The sequence below is a fragment of the bacterium genome, from assembly GCA_023382385.1.
Lineage (GTDB): Bacteria > Electryoneota > RPQS01 > RPQS01 > RPQS01 > JABWCQ01.
Genome location: JAHDVH010000004.1, coordinates 14,379 through 32,466 on the forward strand (window position 1 = coordinate 14,379; position 18,088 = coordinate 32,466).

11 protein-coding genes are annotated in these 18,088 nt (G+C 53.8%); 5 read left to right on the forward strand and 6 right to left on the reverse strand.

Annotated elements, in window-relative coordinates; all coding sequences use genetic code 11:
• Window positions 1-50 precede the first annotated feature (50 nt).
• Window positions 51-3,728 (forward strand): T9SS type A sorting domain-containing protein, encoded by a 3,678-nt coding sequence (locus tag KJZ99_10130; GenBank protein ID MCL4306262.1) that lies wholly within the window; start codon window positions 51-53, stop codon window positions 3,726-3,728.
• Window positions 3,729-3,809: 81 nt separating this feature from the next.
• On the opposite strand, the gene KJZ99_10135 is transcribed toward KJZ99_10130, so the two are convergent.
• From KJZ99_10135 to KJZ99_10160, 6 genes are all read right to left on the reverse strand, one after another.
• Entirely contained in the window at window positions 3,810-4,916 is a 1,107-nt protein-coding gene (locus tag KJZ99_10135; GenBank protein MCL4306263.1) for a mechanosensitive ion channel family protein, read from the reverse strand.
• A 16-nt stretch (window positions 4,917-4,932) separates the two neighbouring features.
• Window positions 4,933-6,078 (reverse strand): glycosyltransferase family 4 protein, encoded by a 1,146-nt coding sequence (locus tag KJZ99_10140; GenBank protein ID MCL4306264.1) that lies wholly within the window; start codon window positions 6,076-6,078, stop codon window positions 4,933-4,935.
• Window positions 6,079-6,196: 118 nt separating this feature from the next.
• On the reverse strand, window positions 6,197-11,203 hold the full coding sequence (locus KJZ99_10145) for a carboxypeptidase regulatory-like domain-containing protein (GenBank protein MCL4306265.1): 5,007 nt from the start codon (window positions 11,201-11,203) through the stop codon (window positions 6,197-6,199).
• 266 nt (window positions 11,204-11,469) lie between these two features.
• Window positions 11,470-13,992, reverse strand: a complete 2,523-nt coding sequence (locus KJZ99_10150) for a prolyl oligopeptidase family serine peptidase (GenBank protein MCL4306266.1) — start codon at window positions 13,990-13,992, stop codon at window positions 11,470-11,472.
• 11 nt (window positions 13,993-14,003) lie between these two features.
• Window positions 14,004-14,549 carry a spore maturation protein gene (locus KJZ99_10155; GenBank protein ID MCL4306267.1) on the reverse strand — a complete coding sequence of 182 codons (546 nt, stop codon included), beginning with the start codon at window positions 14,547-14,549 and terminating at the stop codon, window positions 14,004-14,006.
• Window positions 14,546-15,103, reverse strand: a complete 558-nt coding sequence (locus KJZ99_10160; GenBank protein ID MCL4306268.1) for a nucleoside recognition protein — start codon at window positions 15,101-15,103, stop codon at window positions 14,546-14,548. The genes KJZ99_10155 and KJZ99_10160 overlap by 4 nt, the downstream gene beginning before the upstream one ends.
• Before the next feature lie 326 nt (window positions 15,104-15,429).
• Here KJZ99_10160 and ispG point away from each other — a divergent pair, with 326 nt between their 5' ends.
• The 4 genes from ispG to KJZ99_10180 are packed head-to-tail and all read left to right on the forward strand — an operon-like array spanning window position 15,430 to window position 18,076.
• Complete coding sequence (gene ispG / locus KJZ99_10165) at window positions 15,430-16,599, forward strand: flavodoxin-dependent (E)-4-hydroxy-3-methylbut-2-enyl-diphosphate synthase (protein ID MCL4306269.1); 1,170 nt, start codon at window positions 15,430-15,432, stop codon at window positions 16,597-16,599.
• On the forward strand, window positions 16,600-17,013 hold the full coding sequence (locus KJZ99_10170; protein ID MCL4306270.1) for a cupin domain-containing protein: 414 nt from the start codon (window positions 16,600-16,602) through the stop codon (window positions 17,011-17,013).
• Window positions 17,010-17,768, forward strand: coding sequence for an oxidoreductase (locus tag KJZ99_10175; protein ID MCL4306271.1), 759 nt, complete (start codon window positions 17,010-17,012; stop codon window positions 17,766-17,768). The genes KJZ99_10170 and KJZ99_10175 overlap by 4 nt, the downstream gene beginning before the upstream one ends.
• A gap of 47 nt (window positions 17,769-17,815) precedes the next feature.
• On the forward strand, window positions 17,816-18,076 hold the full coding sequence (locus tag KJZ99_10180) for a NifU family protein (GenBank protein MCL4306272.1): 261 nt from the start codon (window positions 17,816-17,818) through the stop codon (window positions 18,074-18,076).
• The last annotated feature ends 12 nt before the right edge of the window (window positions 18,077-18,088 follow it).

Below are 18,088 nucleotides of genomic sequence, written 5' to 3' on the forward strand. Positions count from 1 at the left end.
CGCAAGAATTGCAAGTTAGGAAATTATCATACATTGAGTGAGGTCCCAAGATGAAGACAACGCGCATGGCACGCCATGGATTGTGGGTGCTCTGTTTGTGCTTCGTTGCGTCTGCCTACGCGGGTTCGGATGCAGAGGTTGCAAGAAAGACGGTGCTGAATGCATCACTTTCACGCACCGTCATGAGCTATGAATTTGATCAGCAGGAAGTGGTATTGCAGGCAAGTCTTGCTCGAGAGTTGGGCGACCTGAGCGGCTGCGGCTCTCTGCTGGCCATTGCGGGGACGGGAGCACCTGTTGCCCACGTCTTGAACGTGGAACTGGGTGAACAGGTATTCTCTGCCATGAGTCTTGCTCAAGTTCCCCAAAGTGAACAGGAGCTGATTCATGTCGGAGAACCGGCAATCGTGCACGGAGTTCGGATTGTGGGCGTTCATGCATCGCCGCTGGTCATGACGGAATCGGGACTTCGAACAGTTCGGCGGGTTGAATTTGAGATCACAACGTCAGGAGGAGCAAGCGTCAATGAGATATGGGCTCCACGGCCATTGCACTGGGCGTTTATGCCGATGCTCAGGCAGATGGTTGACAATCTCGATGATCTCAATCCGCTTGTTTCGCTCGACGCACCTGCGCGCTTGCTCGTGCTGGGATCAACCAAGTTGCTTACCCAAGACCTCGCAGGACAAGCGAGATACGAAGAGTGGCTTGATCTGAAGCGCCGCAAGGGTTACAGCGTGCAAATCGTCACGCTGGCGCAGATTCAGCAGGCGTTCGGCGACTCGACCAAGATCGGGATTCGCAACTTCGTTGCTTCAACCTACAACGATCCTTCTTTGCCGCCGCTGGTCTATGCGACGATCATCGGGGATTACAATACGAGCAATACCTCGTTTCCTACAGACTTGATCGTCAACCCCGAGCACGCTAACGAGACGTCGGTGGGAGACAACTACTTTTTTGCCGTTGACGGAACGGATTACATCAGCGACGTGTTTCACGGACGCATTTCCGGACAGTCTGTTGCAGAGTACTTGGCCTATTTCCGCAAGGTCGTCGTCTATGAAACAACCCCTGTCACGGACAATCCTCAGTGGTTTCGCAGTCTGACCGCTGTTGCCGGCAACTACGCTGACGGATCAGGTACGTTTCCGGTGACTCCGGTGTGGAACATGAATTGGGCGCGCGAGTATGTCATGAATAACGGTTGCATCACCGATGCGGACACGTTCTATTACCATGACAACACCGAGAGCGCCGGCGAGTGGACGGAGGAAATAGTTCAGGACATCAATCAAGGCGTTTGCGCGGTTTGGTATCGTGGGTGGGCGGGTTCTCAGGCATGGCAGTATCCTGTTCTGAGAATTCAGGATATTCAGAATCTGAACGTAGGCGGACGCTTTCCGGCAGTCTGGGCGATTGTCTGCGGAAGCGGCAATTTCGCCTTCCCGGGCGGACCTTGCCTTGGCGAGAAGTTTACAACCGGACTCGGCACACCAAACGCGCCGAATGGAGCAATCGTGTTCTACGGCGCAAGCGATTTGCACACGAACACGAAGCATAACAATGCCATGCTCGCGGCGATGGCACAGGGGCTAATCGTGGATGGACTTCGGGCATCGGGTCCGTTGGCGTTGGCCGGGAAGTTGGAAGTTTACCGGCAGTATCCATTGGAGCGGGCGCCGGGCGACCAAGTGCACTTCTACGGATTCCACGTGTTCAACATTCTTGGGGATCCGGAGACGCCGCTCTATTTCTGTGAGCCAGGCGACTTCAATGTTAATTATCCCCCGACACTTTCGCAGGGAGAAACATTCTTCAGGGTAACCGTCACGAATTCGTCCAGCGGACAGCCCGTCCCCAATGCGGTGGTTGCGGCGCGCCCTTCCGGAGCGTCCTTGTCATCATGGACGAGCCTCACGGACGCGCAAGGACAGGCCAATGTGCCTGTTAGCCTGACCGGTGCTTCGAACATGCAGCTTACGGTTTGGCGTCCAGAGTATGTTATGTATCGCAATGAACTCTCAGTTGCTCAGCTTCCGCGTGACCCGTTCATTGGTGAATCTGAGTTTGATGCGGGAGAAGACGGCGTGCCGAATCCGGGAGAGACGTTCCAGATTCGATTTAACGTCCTGAATCACGGGACTGAGGCAGCAACGTGGTCGCTCTCGACAACGGCAGAGAATGACTGGTGCACCGTTATTAGCGGATCCGCGACTACACCACAGATTGCTCCAGGTTCTTCCGCTCTTAGCTCGCCAATTACCGTCCACGTCGCGGACAACATGTGGAACGGCGCACAACCTGCACTCAATGTCTCCTTTGACGATGGACAGATGAGTGTCACCAGGCAGTTCCGTTTTGCGGTTCATGCCCCAGATCCACACATTCTCGCGCTGATTGTGCAAGATGGAGACGGAGTGCTGTCGCCCGGTGAGTCAGCAAACATAGCCGTCCGTATCAAGAATATGAGCCAGACCAACGCCACGGCGCTATCTGCCACGGTTCATAGTTTTGACAATGCGATCAGCTTCACTGATAACAGCCTGGATTGGACGAATGTCAATTTCGGTGAAGAGACGGTAAGCACGACAACGATAACCGCCTCTATTCCCGGCAACGTGACACAAGGAAGACAGATTGCACTGAGATTTGTATTCTCGTGGAATGGAGTACCCTATACGTTTAAGCAGGCCATTCTGACTGCCGGTGCTATTACGCCGAACGTACCGACGGGACCGGACGCCTACGGGTATTATGCTTATGAAGACACCGATGTCGGATATTCTGCAACACCGACCTATTCCTGGACTGAGCTTGATCCGGACTTCGGAGGAATTGGAGGTACCGCTTTCGTCGTGCGAGATGACACCCATGAAGGCCTGCCCCTGCCTGCACCGTTCACGTTCTACGGTGAGACATACGACTCCATCTTTGTGTGTTCGAACGGCTGGTTGTCGTTCGGCACTGCCACTCTTCCTGAGTTTCGCAACTGGGAAATCCCTTCTCCGATTGGACCGCCAGCCATGGTGTGCCCGTTCTGGGATGATTTGATTTCATATCTTGATACGCTCGAGCCGAACGACAATCTCGAGCACAGAATCTACACACGTCAAGACGGCAATCGGTTCATCGTTCAGTGGAGAACTTTGAATCGCGCGGGACTGAATCAGAGCATACCGAACGCCGATTCGTGCATCTTCCAAGTAGTGCTCGAGTATCCCGCCGGAAGCGGCGATGGCTCAATCCTGTTTCTCTACAATCAGATCGCAAATACCGACAGCCGCAATAACTATGGAACGGTCGGCATTCAGGATGAAATGCATCTGCGCGGTATTGGTCTAACGTTTGCGAACAGCTACCTGCCTTCTGTTTCGCCGTTGGCCGCTGGACGAGCGATTCGATTTACGACGACACCGCCGGATTCATACCTTGATGCGGAGAATCCAACAGTCGGAGTGCCTTCAGCTTTTGCCTTCCATTCGGCGTATCCGAATCCCTTTAACCCCTCCACTGAATTGCGATTCGATCTCCCGCAAGGCGGTGTGACGGTGTTGAAGATTTATGATACTTTGGGGCGTGAAGTGGCAACGTTGATCGATGACCGCCTTGCAGCCGGGACACATGTCGCCCATTTTGACGCGTCAAGCTTGGGCTCCGGCGTTTACTTCGCACGGTTGATTTCCGGAACAAACACCGCCGTGCAGAAGATAGTTCTGCTGAAGTAATCTTGTACACATTCCGTTGCAGATAACGAAGTGCGGGCCGTCCAAAGGACGGCCCGCTTATTCTCGAGGAGGCTCAAGCCTCTAAGAGGCGTGAGTGACTGATTTTGTGCCCAGGCTTTCTGGAAATCCCGCAATATGAAGCGTCTGTGTCGGGAAGGCAAACTCGACACCTATCCTTTCAAGCTCACGCTTGATGTTCATCAAGAGCCTGTGCTGTGTTTCAAGAAACAACTGAAAGTCTGTGTCAACCGTGAAGCACTGGACAAGTATGTTTAGACTTGACGTGTCAAACTTGAAGAAATAGACGTGATGGGCATCCGTATGCAGACCTTCGTCCTCGACAATCAGCTGTCGAATACTTGCGATTGCCTCTTCGAGTTTTGCAGCCGGAGTGTCATAGGTAACCGCGATTTCCATGCGGATGCGGCGCTTCTCGCGACGACTAAAGTTCTCGATCGGTTTCGTCGTCAGATCCGAATTGGGCACTGTGATCAGGCTACGTTCAAACGTGCGGATGCGCGTGACACGGAGAGTCACTTCTTCAACGATTCCTTCGATTGATCCGACTTTTACGTAATCCCCCACAGCGAACGGCTTGTCCACAAAAATGACAATGCTTCCGAACACATTCGACAATGTGTCTTTAGCCGCGAGGGCCAGCGCGGCGCCGCCCAGTCCAATACCCGCAAGCAGCGACGTCACCGAGTAGCCGATGTTTTGAAGAGCAATGAGCGTCGCGACTATCCACATGACAACGACGATCGACTTGCGTCCCAACGGGATAATTCCTGCAATCTGCGGATTGACCAGTTTGGCGCGCTCTTCAGCCGACTTCATGAATCCGCTGATCAGACGCACAATCAGCCAGAATCCGATAAAGATCGTCGCGGACTTCATGAAAGAGTAGAAGAACCTGTCGATGTCAACAGGTTCGGACGGAAGGGGAAGAACTGTCAGCGCGACCCAGAGTCCAAGAAAGAAGCACATCCAGGCAACAGGACGCCGCACGGCTGCGAGAATGATATCATCGGCGTCCCCCTGCGTTCGTTCCGCGAGCTTCGCTAATCGACGGATTACGAGCATGGCGAGTTTCATCAGAATCCAGCCACCCGCCAGCGCCGCGCCAGCCAAGATCCATTCTTCTAAAGTAATGTACCTAAACTGTTCAAGCAGGGAATCTTCTCGCATCTATCTCTCCTTGCCTCTATAAACTCTCAAGAATTCTCCGGCAGCGAGCTTCCCATGTATAGTCTCGCGCAACTTTCTGAAAAGCGCTGTCCGGCATGTCGGTCTCATCACATCGCGCAAGCCCTTCTCGCAACGCCTGTTCCATCTCTTCGATGCTATCCGGTTCAAAAAGAATTGCGTCCTTTCGATTTTCAAGAACTTCAAGCACTGTGGGAAAGGCGGGCCCGACAATCATCCGCCGCGCGGCCATATATTCAAACAACTTCATCGGTGAGCAGACCGATATCGTTGGCACCTTCCATGTCCACATCATCAAAAGGATGTCTGAAGCGGCCAGCCAACGCGGTACCTCCTGATGCGCGATTCGCCCGACCAAGTGTGTATTCGACAGCTGTAACCGATTAATCTCGCTTTGCCAAAAACGAATCTCTTGCTCGTCACCCCCGACGATGTAATACTCAGCATCGGACACCCGTTGCGCCGCGGCGAGGATCATGTTGATTCCCCGATCCCGCTTAAGTGCACCTGTATAGACAACGACCCGCTTGTTTGGACTTATGCCCAGCGCCATTCTGGCGGATAGCCTGCTTTGCGGGGCTCCAAACAGTTCCAAGTCAACTCCGTCATGAGCGGCTATCAATTTGCCGCGTGGCACGCCATAGCCTTCCCACACCCGCGCCAGAGCTCCGGAAATTGCGACAACCTTGACCAATTCGGGCCGCTTCGATGTGCGCACGATCAAACTTTGAAGCAATTTTCCGAGGAACTTGGAGCGTTTGTGCACATGTTCTTCGTGCGCTTCCCAGATGAACGGCACGTTTGCCCGCGGCAGAAACGCAACCGACCAAGGATTGCGGCTGTAAATCAAGTCCTGTGGGTGCTTGCGAATTGCTTCGAGGGTTCCAGAAACACTGCCCAGGACCTCGAGACGACCGAAAATCTTCCTCCGTGGAACAAAGACAATCTTGAAACCGAGTTGCTCTCCGAAGAGATTCCGCGCCTGCACGAGAGCGGTTTCGTCCGTATCAAACTCGTTTCGACGTGGAATGAAGAGTGTAACTTCGTGACCAAGTGCAGCAAAAGCTCGGCACATCTGCACGACTTGAACAACGTTGGCTTCCACCGATGGGAAAGCGCGGCTATGGACGTAACCGATTCGCAAGGTAACTTTCGTGTTTGTTCGAATGGCAGAAGGTACACATTTCGTCCGCGATACGCAACTATCCAAATGCAGAGCGGGACGCTCTGCGTCCCGCTCCGTCAGCAATCATGGACCACTGCTACTTCAACAAAATCATCTTCGCAGAGCGAGTGAAATTCCCGCTTTCCAGTCGGTAGAAATACATACCAGAGGGGAGACCGGACGCATCAAACTGGACAGAGTGCGCCCCAGCCTGCTGCATCCCATCCACTAATCGCGCGACCTCCTGGCCAGCCACGTTATAGACGGACAAGCGAGTCTGGTTCGTCTGCTTCAAGCTGTATTCAATCGTGGTTGTCGGGTTAAAGGGATTCGGGTAATTCTGACCAAGTGAGTATTCAAGCGGCAATAGATCATTACGAGGATCGTCACCGATCGCGGTCGCCACGTCCAAAGTCACAGGCAATTCGATATCCATCTCGAGGACGGCATTGGACACGAAGAGCGAAACCGTATGCACTGCGGTGCGGAAGTTTGTCAGATTCGCCGTGAGCGTCACTTCCCGCGCCTGTCCGCCAGAGACCGTCGCCTGCGCCGGCGTTATGGTTGCCCAGTCTTGGACAAATTTCATCTGGTAGATCCCGAGCTTGTCGCCCGTCGAATGCTGCAGAACGCCGCCGAATGAAACCATCAGGTCATCATAGTCCGCCGTGACTGTACAGCCACCCGCTGTGTAATCAGAGCTTTCGAGCACGGCCACCGTCTGACGATCGTAGGTGGTTGGATGCATGCGGGTGACACGCGTTTGATTGGTCCCGCCGTCGCGGCTGAATATGTAGAGCTTATAGCCATCCGGATCCTGCGGCCACCAGGCAAGTCCTGTTATGGCCAGTTCACCCGGTCCGTCATTCACGACTTGTGCAAATATATTGCCGTCGCGGTCAATGGAGTAGATGTTCTGCGTAAAGTCGCCAATCCAGAATCTGTCCAACGCGGGGTCGTAAGCAATTGCACGGGTCGGATTCAGAGGGCTGGGGATTTGAACGACCACGTTGCCATTCAAATCAATGCCGGTTATTGTGCCTGAGCCGTCCTGCGAGCCATAGAGGTAGGAGCCGTCGAAGGCGAGGTCATACCACCCGAATGGTGACGTAGAAGGCTGCGGGATCGCTGGCTCAACACGATTCCCTTCACGGTCAAAACGATAAATCCAGTTTGTTCCGGTCGGACCCGAACCTCCTGAGACAAACCAGAGGTCATTGACGAACTCACAGCCAAGCATCTGGAAGTCACCTGTCAATTCCGAAATATTGATGTACTGAACCGGACTCCAGTCATTGACGACTTCGCCATTTATCGTATGAGACATCCGAATCTGATAATCGAGCGGGCCGTTGCCGTCATTGATGACGTTGAACGAGGCAGAACTCTGCTGTGGGTAGGCAATCGTCAGCGCCTGCGCAGATAACTCCATTTCGGGATGAAGCATGCTGAAGTTGACGGTTACCGTGCTGTCCAAATCGACCAGCACTCCACTCACCGTGGACTCGTTGAAGCCAGACTTGTTCGCTCGCACCGTGTATTCGCCAATCAGCACGTTTTCAATCACGTATTGGCCGTTCGCGTCGGTCATATCACTGTAGTTAAACCCGTCAATCGTGACGCGGACGTCCTGCATCGGTTGACTGGTTTCCGCATCCGTGACCGTTCCCACAACTGTGCCAAACAACGCGCGGGCATCGGTCGTGATGAGGATGGCACGTCCCGCCTGAATTGTTGCACAGCCGGGCGAGTAGGTACTGCGATAGGCCAGCTGCAAGCCAATCAGTTGTGATTCGTCATGAATACCGACCGAAGAACCTGAAATCTCAGTACCGAACGCTCCACTGGTGTTCATTGTCACGGTATTATACTGAATCAGAATCCTGCCGTTTCCGTCGAGTGTCGGCGTCAAGGATTGACCATAGAGAATGACCTGGAAGTTTTGATTTGTGCTCCATCCGCTGCCGGAGGATGCTTTCCATTGCACAATCACGCGGTCGTTGGCCTGATCGTGATAGTACCAAACTCCCTGGCCTGCACCATTCGTCTTCAAGTCATCCCAGTAAGGAGCAATCATTGCGCGCGGCGCCGACTGTGCAGGGATGGGATAGTTACGGAAATGGTCGACCCAAGCTTGATTGCCAAATGCCACCCAACCGCTTGCGGTTATCGTCAAGGTATCATACTGCACGCCGTAGAACTGGAACGGGAACGGCAATTGACGTGCCGTAGCATAAATCGAAGTGATCTGAGTCTTTTCACCCGGATCATTGAGATTCAAATTCGTCCCCAGACCTGTGCTGATATCAACCCAGTTGTAGTCAGGATGAAGTTCGTAGGCTACATCGACATTGTCATACGCATAATATCCGTAGGCATCCGGTCCACAGGGGTCCGTTCCTGCCGCGGATCCCACCGCCGCGTTGAAGAAGACCGTATCAGCGAATCCCCCGTTCCCCGTCACAATCAACGTCATCGGCGCCTGATGCCCGGGAAATGTCAGAGTGTTTGCACTTAAAGTGAAGCGATTTGCAGTATTTACTGCCGTGCCGCCAACAGCGATGTCAGGATAGCTGACGATTCCGGTTTCGACAGAGACAAACGGACTTCCCGAAATCAATCGCGCCGTGACACCTGTCATCGGCAATACGCCACGATTCCGGAGTGTCACACTCAAATCGCGGGTCTGACCCGGACCGAATGCACCCACGAAAGCGTGCGTCGAATACTGGATACGCGCCGCACGAACGCTCATATCCACAAGGCTAACCGTCGGCGTTCCAGACGAGGCAATCGCAAATCGCAATGGAACGATTTCGTTATGCTGCAGGTCCTGACTCAATTGAAGTCGGAAAGGCGTCGCCCCCATCGCTGATTGACCCGGGGCCAGTGCCGGATAGGTAGAGGTGCCCGAGACCACCGTAGCTTTGCCATTGGTCGTTGTAAGTGTGGCGGTGATGCCAGTTACGGTAACTGACGTTCCGGAATTCTGCATTACGACGGCCAAATCCACAGTTTCGCCGGGATTCGGATTGCCGTCGCCATTGCCCGAGGTTCCGCCCGCATTGTCATCATCCACGGTCATCGTCAGGTAGCCGATGTTCTCACTGGCCGCGGCAACGCTCACGTTCGCCAAATAGGGCTTCATGTTGTGTTTCGTTGCGGTCAACAGCAGCGTGCCGGGCGAATCAACCGTAATCGGTAAAACAATGTCACCATTCGAGTTTGTCAGCCCACGAACGTAGCATTCTGTACCCTTCCACGCCGTCACCAACGCATCAGCCACCGGAGCACCAGACTGATTATCGCCAAGATGCACCGTCAACGAACGTGCACCAACATTCAGCGTGCCGGCATGTGTGGCGGCAACAACCTGCGGGGTCTCCGTCCAAATTGCCAGACCGGGATCTCCCATCAAGTTGAACCAGCGCTGGAAGTTATTGGACTGCGACGAACCTGCGCCGAATGTCGGAACCAGCCAGGCCTTTGCGGCGTTCACGCAATGCGAAAGGTGTTCGATGCGCTGATTGGCAATTGCGTAGCACAACCCACCCGTCACACAAAGGTTTTCCGGCGGGTGCGTTCCTGCAGTTGCGGTGCCAAGGCCGCACACCGCTCCCTTGGGTGATGCTGCAGAACCTGCCAAGGCCCAGGACTCTGAAACTGCTACTCCGCTCTCAAACGATCCCGTTGCACAGGTTACAGTGAGCGAAATCGGAAGCTTCGCACCGTTATTGCACTGTCCTGCCACACTCGTGCTCATGCCCCCGATCCAACTTCCTCTCCACAAGAAGATGCTGCGCCCAGCGTTTATCTGCTGAACGATTGTCGCGTCATTCACGGCGTCACTGGAATGCGTCAGGAGATACACGCTGTCGATTCCGGTATTGCGAATCAGCATATCCTGAAACCACTGAAACGTCGTATAGTTGGACGTCAACTCGCGTGCGATACCGGCATAGAGGAACGCCTTGCGGAACCATGTGGGGTCGTCCATGTGCGGATTGCGTTCATACGCAACCGTCTTGGCAAACAAGGTCGCAAAGTCTGAAGAAGAGGAGGCGCAGAAGCGACCCACGCCGATGTCTTCAATGTCATCCCCCGTGTTGCCCAGCGCGTAGCCGTGGTCATAGTCGCTCGATCCAGAAACCGGAATCCCGAAACTTGCCTGAGGGTCACCCATCAAACAGACGAATTCCACGCGATCCTCATCCTCAATATCCTGATTCTGGAAGTTCGCGCGGATGATATTCATAATCTGTGTCGCGGTCCAACTCGCCTGCTGATTTACCTCAACCAGGTGGCCGGAGCGCTTCTTCCACAGCACAAGGCTATCCACCCACTGATTGACCGCACCGTCTGTGCGGGCGAAAATCATGTAGGTTCCGGGCTTCGTCGTGGCGTCGTCCAGCGCGTGATCATCCAGATTTTCGATCAAGTGTTGATACATCGGCACGTACGACTTCGTGGGACGGCGAACGCGACCCAACTCATTCACCGATGGAAGGTCGTTGGGAACCAGATCCACCTGAACATTGCCATATATGCGCGCCTGCCGCGTCACCGGATTGATTTGAACAGGGTAGATACGCACGGTCACAACACGGAAATCGCGCATGATCATCGGCTCCGACATCTCCACGATATTCGGCGGATACCAGGCATTATCGCCGTAGATCATCGGATCCTTGACATCGCGGCGAAACTCATTTCCCTCTTCGACATAGGGGATCGCATTGATGTTCTCAACAAGATCAAACTCGGCTGCGCGAATTACCAGATCCACTCCACCCGTCTCAGGGATCCGGTAATACCGCGTCACGTGCGGCAGCGCCGGAGCCCCTTCATCAACGATCAAGCCTTCGCCGTCAATACCAAAGAAGTCGTAGGACTCAAAGTCCTTGACCAGCGTCTGGCGCTGAAGGTCTGAACCATCAAAAGCAATGGTCGTGAATTCTGGGCCGGTCTTGCTGACCGTTAGATTCGCCCCTTTGCCTTGATAGGTCGAATAAATGGGTGCGGTGTTCGCCTGCTCTGCCAACGCCGCACTGGCGAAAGCAAGTACGATGAGAGTGCGCGTGAACAGTCCTGTAATACTCGCCATCAAGTCTCCTCCATGTCGTCCAAAATGGATACGGGAAAGCCCGGTTCTGGACCGGGCCGGTCTAATTTGGGTTAAATTAACTATTCGTGATGGGCTGTGCAAGCGCTTGCGGACTTATTCTCAGGCAAAATTTACGGGGCTTTCTCGCCACGCATATCTCATTCTTTACTTAAGTATTTAATTAATCAAGCGATTAAAGCGATCGGCGTGGAGCAAAACCTCGTGGGTCTATCTCATGCCTCCTCTCAATACAAGCAATCGCTTGACTATCTTGGGTAGGAGTTCATCCGCGATTCCCAAGCCTCGGGTTGGTCTTTCAGGTATCTGTCGAACCATTCAAGCATCATCTGGCGATGTTCGACGAGGTTGCTGTACTTTGTATTGATGTTGTGAGTTTCATCCTTGAAACGGGCATACACCACTTCCTGTCCGAGCAGTTTCAAACTCACAAACATCTGGTCGGACTCGATCCATGGCACGTTATTATCTGCCCCGCCGTGCAGAATCAGCAAGGGAGTCTTTATTTTATCCGCATTGTAGATCGGCGATTTGTCAACGAATACATCGCGGTGCGACCAGGGGAAACTCCCCGGCGCAGCAATTTCTCCATACCAATACCCCCACGTTCCGCCGCCAAAGTAGTTTGTGATATTCGAAATCCCGTACATGTCTATCGCGGTCTTGAACATCGAGGTCTTTGTCAGCAGGTCAAGCACAATGAAACCGCCATAACTCCCGCCGTAACATCCCATCCGCGTGGAATCCAGGTATGGGTGTGCGGCAAGTAGTTTCTGTGTTCCCTCGATGACGTCCTGCGTCGCTTCCGTTCCCCAGTCGTTGGCATGGTAGTCCGCGAACTCCTGTCCCCGACCAAACGCTCCAACAGAATTCAGCACGTAGACCACGTAGCCATTGGCAAGCCAGAATTGATAGGTGTAGCTGAATCGTACATCTCGAGGTGAGACGCCCGCATAGAAATAGACAATCAGCGGCCACGTCTGATCAGGGGTGAAGTCGGCCGGTTTGTAGAGCCAACCGTCTATTTGAATCCCAAGGCGATTCACAAAATTGGCCTCTTCCATTGTCCCCAATTCCCAGTCGGCTGCTATCTTTGCATTGGGATCAAACAGGACACGCTCTCGACTTGCAGCAACGTCAAGGACGGCGAGAGCTTTGGGCGAGCCAAAACCGGATGCGGCATATGCGATCCGTGTTCCGTTTGCCGCGAAGGCCGGGGTGTCTGTGAAATCGTAGCGGCTCTTGAACGGGCGATAGACAATGCTCTTGCCGTCCGGCGAGCACTTTGCAAACTGAACATGTCCGCCACGTGCAACATGAAAATAGAGATGACGATCTCTCGGGTTATAGAATATTTTGGGATCACTTCCCTCGTCCAACAGCGAGAATTCCTCCCCGCCTGTCAGATTGCGATGCTCGCCGGTGCGCAAATTCAATGTATAGGCAACGAGCTGCGCAGAGTTGTGAAAGGTCGTATCATCAGGCGAAGCGTCGTGGGCTCCAGCGGAATAGGCAATTCTGCTGTCATCTATCCAGCAGATGTTTTGTGGTAGTTCCACGTTGTTGTGAGTGAAAACATACTTACTCTCTCCTGAAACCAGATCCAACGTCCAGAATTCCTGCTTCGAATACGGCCGCACGGACAAGGGGAAACTGCGCAGCAGCACGAGCTGCTTGCCGCTGGGCGATAGCGACCATTTCTCAACTTCAAAGTCTCCAGTCATCGTAAGCTTGCGCGACACGCCAGTCGTAAGGTCTGCTAAATACAGTTCGCGACGATTGTTGAATGTCGGCAGGCGATCTTCAATTTCTCGAAACAGCTCGTAGCTTGACTTGTTTTCGGGTTTCTCTTTGCTTAGGGCGTATACGACTTGTTTGCCATCGGGGGAAACCTGAAAACTCTCAAGGCCTTTGACAGAAGCGAGCAGTCTTTCGGACGTTCGCGAGGCGATGTTCATGCGCCAAACTTCCGCGCCTTCTTCCTGCTGCGACAGATAGTAGAGTGACTTGCCGTCGTGAGAGAATTTCAACTTCGACATGCCGTCTTTGCTGCTGAAAACGTGGTAAGGCATAGACAATTCTACGTCCCAGATTTCGTACCATGATACCTTCTTGTTGTCATCGCCGACACGAATCGAACGTTGAAGTGCAAGATACTTTCCGTCGGGGGACAGTGCGAGTCCGCCGAAGTCTTCAAGGTCGGATTCACGTTCAAAGTGTGCTGGGCGAAACGGCAAAGCCGTACCCGACTGAACTTTGGCCAAAGAAGCGGAATCCGTCTTGACCACCGCAGAAACACGCCAAGCTCCGCTGTCGGTCGTCTGAGAAACAGTTACTATCACGATCTGCATCCGCGAGCGGTCGAGGGTAATTTCTGATATGACCTCATATCGGCCGCTATCCGTAGATGCGGCCTTCCCGAGCTCTTTGCCGCTCGAATGTACTGTAAACGGCCGCGTACCGGTCGCCACGAGTTTCGCCTTTGCAAAGCGGTCGGCAGTTAAATAGGTTGCCGCAACTCCGTAGGCGCGCGGTGCCTCGGTGCGAAAAGTCAGTTCGGTCTCCCACTGATTCGACCACTCAGATACATCAAGCTGACTGGACGGCCAATCCAGCCGAACGTAGTTCAGTAGCTCGACCGTCTTGAGCGAAGAGTCTTCAAAAGCCGCCGGGGGAAGCGGAGTGACCGGAGAGACTTTCCATCCGGAGATCGGAGTTTCCGCAGCACGGACTGCGAATGCAAAGAAGAGGGTGATGACGAGATAATGCATGGCGCGAAATTCTAATTGAAGAAGAACTTGCTGACATAAATCGCAGCTAACAGACCCGCCGCGTCACCGATAAGACAGGCGGGCAGGGTATGGCGTGTCTTGCGCACTGACACTGAGCCGAAATAGACTGCCAACACGTAAAAAGTGGTTTCTGTCGAACCCATCATGACGGACAGCGTGTTGCCGAGCAGTGAATCCGGCCCATATGTATCCAATCCTTCGGAAAGCACGCCAAGAGCACCAGAACCCGAGAGCGGGCGCACCAGTGCCATTGGCAGCACTTCAGGAGGAATGCCCAGTGGTTCAAGAATGAAGCTCAGGCCGTTGACGGCGAAATCCAGCGCCCCTGATGACCTGAAAATTGCTATGGCACACAGAACTGCGACCAAATAGGGAATGATGCGCACACCTACGTTAAAGCCGTCCTTGGCTCCTTCCACAAATTCTTCATAGAGCTTGACTTTCTTGACAGTCGCAGCAATCACAATGATCAAGAAAAGCAGCGGAATCGCCCAATCTGATGCCGTTTGAGCGGCCTGTAGAATCCACTCTTTCATTGCGTTGCTTCCTCCTCCGGCAGACGATACGCTTTGCGCTTCTCGAGCAGCTTCGCCATGGTCACGCCGACCGCCGTCGAACAGATAGTCGCGATGATTGCTGCGCCAATTATTCCGGCAGGATTCTCCGACCCTGCCGAGGCACGCATGGCGATCACGGTTGCCGGGATAACTGTCACAGACGTGGTGTTTATGGTGAGAAAGGTCGCCATCGCATTTGTTGCGGTTTCGGCATGTTTACTAAGACTCTTCAGGTCTTGCATCGCCTTCAGGCCAAGCGCTGTCGCCGAGTTACCTAAACCCAACATGTTCGCAGCGATATTCGAGAGCATTGACCCCATCGCCGGATGCTCGGGAGGCACGTCCGGGAAAAGCCTCTTCATGGCAGGCCGGAGTAGACGAGCCAAAGCCTGGACTAAGCCAGCCCCTTCCGCTAACTTCATAAAACCCAACCATAAAGCCATGATTCCGATGAGGCCGATTGACAGCTCAACGGAGGTCTTTGCGGCCTCTATGACAGCTTTTGTAACGTCCGCCATTCTGCCTGTCAACATGGCAGTAATGACTCCGGTGGCAACAAGAAACAACCAGATGACCTGCACGGTCCCTCCTAAGTTTTCAGTTGATATGAGATTACAAAATCAGGAGCCAAGATGCAACGCAAATACCCCAAGCAGCGAAATTCAATCAAATTTCACTGCCGGAGATGATCGCTGCAGTGAAACTTCTTGCGTGCCAAAACGTTGAAAAAACAATGGGTCGAGTGACAAGCAAAATTGACATTTCCCCGCCGAGAGTGTATATTAACGGGTTAATAGCTTCGCTAAGCTGACAACTTAAGTCATATTTGAAAGAGTGTGCCGTGTTTGAATTGCCGTTAATGGGCAGTTGTACAGACAAGCCAGCCATAGGGTTGGCTCTGCCGGAGCCAGTGGAGTTCTCCCCGAAATCGTTTCGTCACAAGCGCGTGCGGGAGTGCCGAATCGGCGCGGTGACCATCGGAGGAGACCATCCGGTAGCGATTCAATCCATGACGCTGACGGACACGCGCGATGCCAAAGCGACCCTCGAGCAGATTCATCGCCTCGAAGAAGCAGGTTGTGAGATCATTCGTGTTGCGGTTCCAGATGACGAGGCAGCAGGCGCGCTGCCCGAAATCAAGAAGAACATGCGCGTTCCGCTGGTGGCCGACATTCACTTTCACTATAAGTTGGCGCTCAAAGCGATTGACGCAGGAGTCGATAAAATCCGCATCAATCCCGGAAATCTGGGAGGCGAAGGCCGCGCGAAAGTCGTGACGAAAGCGGCCCGCGAGGCTGGAGTGGCGATGCGCGTGGGTGTGAATTCGGGTTCGCTGGAAAAGGATATCATTGACAAGTATCAGGGCCCGACACCCATGGGCATGGTCGAGTCGGCGATTCGGCATCTGGAGTTTCTGGAGGACGAGGGATTCACAAACACCACAGTGTCTCTGAAGGCTTCCAATGTGCCGCGCATGATTGAAGCGTATACGCTGTTTCGTGAACGTAGCGACTACCCGCTGCATCTGGGAGTGACCGAGGCGGGACCACTCTTTACGGGTTCAATTAAGTCCGCGCTCGGTATTGGCTATCTTCTGCAAAACGGCATCGGCGAGACGCTGCGAGTGTCACTCACGGCGGACCCGGTGCAGGAAGTCAAGGTAGCGTGGGAGATTCTTAAGTCACTTGGTCTGAGGACAAAAGGTGTGAATCTGGTGGCGTGCCCGTCCTGCGGACGCTGTGAAGTGGACTTGCTGGACCTGACAGCCCGCGTGGAACAGGCCGTTTCCAAGATAGAGAAGCCACTGCATATTGCGGTAATGGGCTGTGTTGTGAATGGTCCCGGTGAAGCGCGCGAGGCAGACCTCGCGGTTGTCGGCGGCAAGGGCAAAGGCCTTCTGATGAAAGACGGCAAGGTCGTGGCAACGCTGCCTGAAGAAGAACTCATCCCCGCCCTGCTCCGCGAAGCCGATGCTTACGATGTTTCGCAAAGACCGGCTGGGAAAGCTCGGTTCATAGCAAGCGCTTAAGTGCCCACCAAGATCTCCATCGCAGACGCATTTGCCCGCATCGATGACTACGAGCATCCGAGGATTGCCGCGCTGGTCAATGAGTGTGCGGTCAAGTTCGTCAAGCTGAAGGGGGACTTCGTCTGGCATCATCATGATGTTGAGGATGAACTCTTCATGGTCGTGCAAGGCAAACTGCTGATGAAACTGCGTGACGGCGATGTTGAGGTGAGTGCCGGTGAGATGATTTTGATTCCGCACGGCGTCGAGCATTGTCCCGTCGCCATTGAAGAAGTGCATTTGATCTTGTTCGAGCACGCGAATACAGTGAATACGGGAAACGTCTTCAACGAAAAGACGCGCGTGACTACCGAAAACCTTGAACACTTTACCCCTTTATCCTCCGGAAACCGGAGGGAGTCCATAGAGCATTGAGCAGCTTAGTAGAGAACATCCAGGTTGAGCCTCGGAAGGGGCCGAAATACAATTTCTTCGACGTCGAGGTTGTCCGCATTACCGATGTCACTCCGTCCGTCAAGCTTTTCGACCTTCGTGTGCCGGAACGCGACTCCTACAACTTCAAAGCCGGGCAGTTCATCCAGCTTGACTTCCCGTCGATTCCCGCCAAAGTCACGCGCCGCAGCTACTCGATTGCGTCGGCGCCAAACGGAACAAACGAGATTCAGCTTTGCGTGGGCCGCGTGCCGGATGGGCTGGCGACACGCATCTTGTTTGAAGAGACGAAACCCGGGTCGCACTTGAAGGGAACAGACGCCATCGGCCACTTCGTGCTTCCCGAAGTCGTCGAGAAGGAGACATGTTTCATCTCGACAGGCGTAGGGATCGCGCCGTTTCGTTCGATGCTGCTCGACGGTTACGCGCGGGGAATCATCAAAGCGCCTGTGAGCCTGTTTTTCGGCAACCGTTACGAATCTGACATACTCTATCGCGAAGATTTTGAGAAGATGCGGCGCGAACATGGGCTGCACTTCTTCCCCGTCCTGTCGCGGCAGCACGATTGGCACGGACCGCAGGGGCATGTTCACCTGCATTATACCAAACATTTTTCCGACCGCCGTCCAGCTACTTTCTATCTCTGCGGTTGGCGGGCGATGCTTGATGACGCTCGCGCACATCTGACCGAGATGGGCTATGATCGGAAAGATGTGAAAATCGAGCTTTACGACTAAGGTCTAAGTGAATCCTGAGAATTCAAAGCAGAAAAGGGATGCGGTCCATGAGCACCATTGAAACGACGACCGATCTCGATCAGGAACTGGCACAGAAAGTGACCAGACTGTTGGATATGTTTCGTCCGATCTTTCAGTCAGAAGGCGGGGATGCGCAGCTTTTGTCGCTGAAGGACGGCGTAGCGACGATTTCCATGGGCGGAGGATGTGACGGCTGCGGAGGATCTCTTTCGGCTATGGAGGGCGGCGTCACGCGCACGCTGCTGGAAAAAGTGGACGGCCTCAAGGATGTGCTGATTGTCCAGTGACGCGTTCGAGTT

Excerpts from the sequence above, each read along its gene's own strand:
- KJZ99_10180 (MCL4306272.1), top strand. The coding sequence starts at position 17,816 with ATGAGCACCATTGAAACGACGACCGATCTCGATCAGGAACTGGCACAG.
- KJZ99_10155 (MCL4306267.1), bottom strand. The coding sequence starts at position 14,549 with ATGAAAGAGTGGATTCTACAGGCCGCTCAAACGGCATCAGATTGGGCG.
- KJZ99_10130 (MCL4306262.1), top strand. The coding sequence starts at position 51 with ATGAAGACAACGCGCATGGCACGCCATGGATTGTGGGTGCTCTGTTTG.
- KJZ99_10160 (MCL4306268.1), bottom strand. The coding sequence starts at position 15,103 with ATGTTGACAGGCAGAATGGCGGACGTTACAAAAGCTGTCATAGAGGCC.
- KJZ99_10145 (MCL4306265.1), bottom strand. The coding sequence starts at position 11,203 with ATGGCGAGTATTACAGGACTGTTCACGCGCACTCTCATCGTACTTGCT.
- ispG (MCL4306269.1), top strand. The coding sequence starts at position 15,430 with ATGGGCAGTTGTACAGACAAGCCAGCCATAGGGTTGGCTCTGCCGGAG.
- KJZ99_10135 (MCL4306263.1), bottom strand. The coding sequence starts at position 4,916 with ATGCGAGAAGATTCCCTGCTTGAACAGTTTAGGTACATTACTTTAGAA.
- KJZ99_10150 (MCL4306266.1), bottom strand. The coding sequence starts at position 13,992 with ATGCATTATCTCGTCATCACCCTCTTCTTTGCATTCGCAGTCCGTGCT.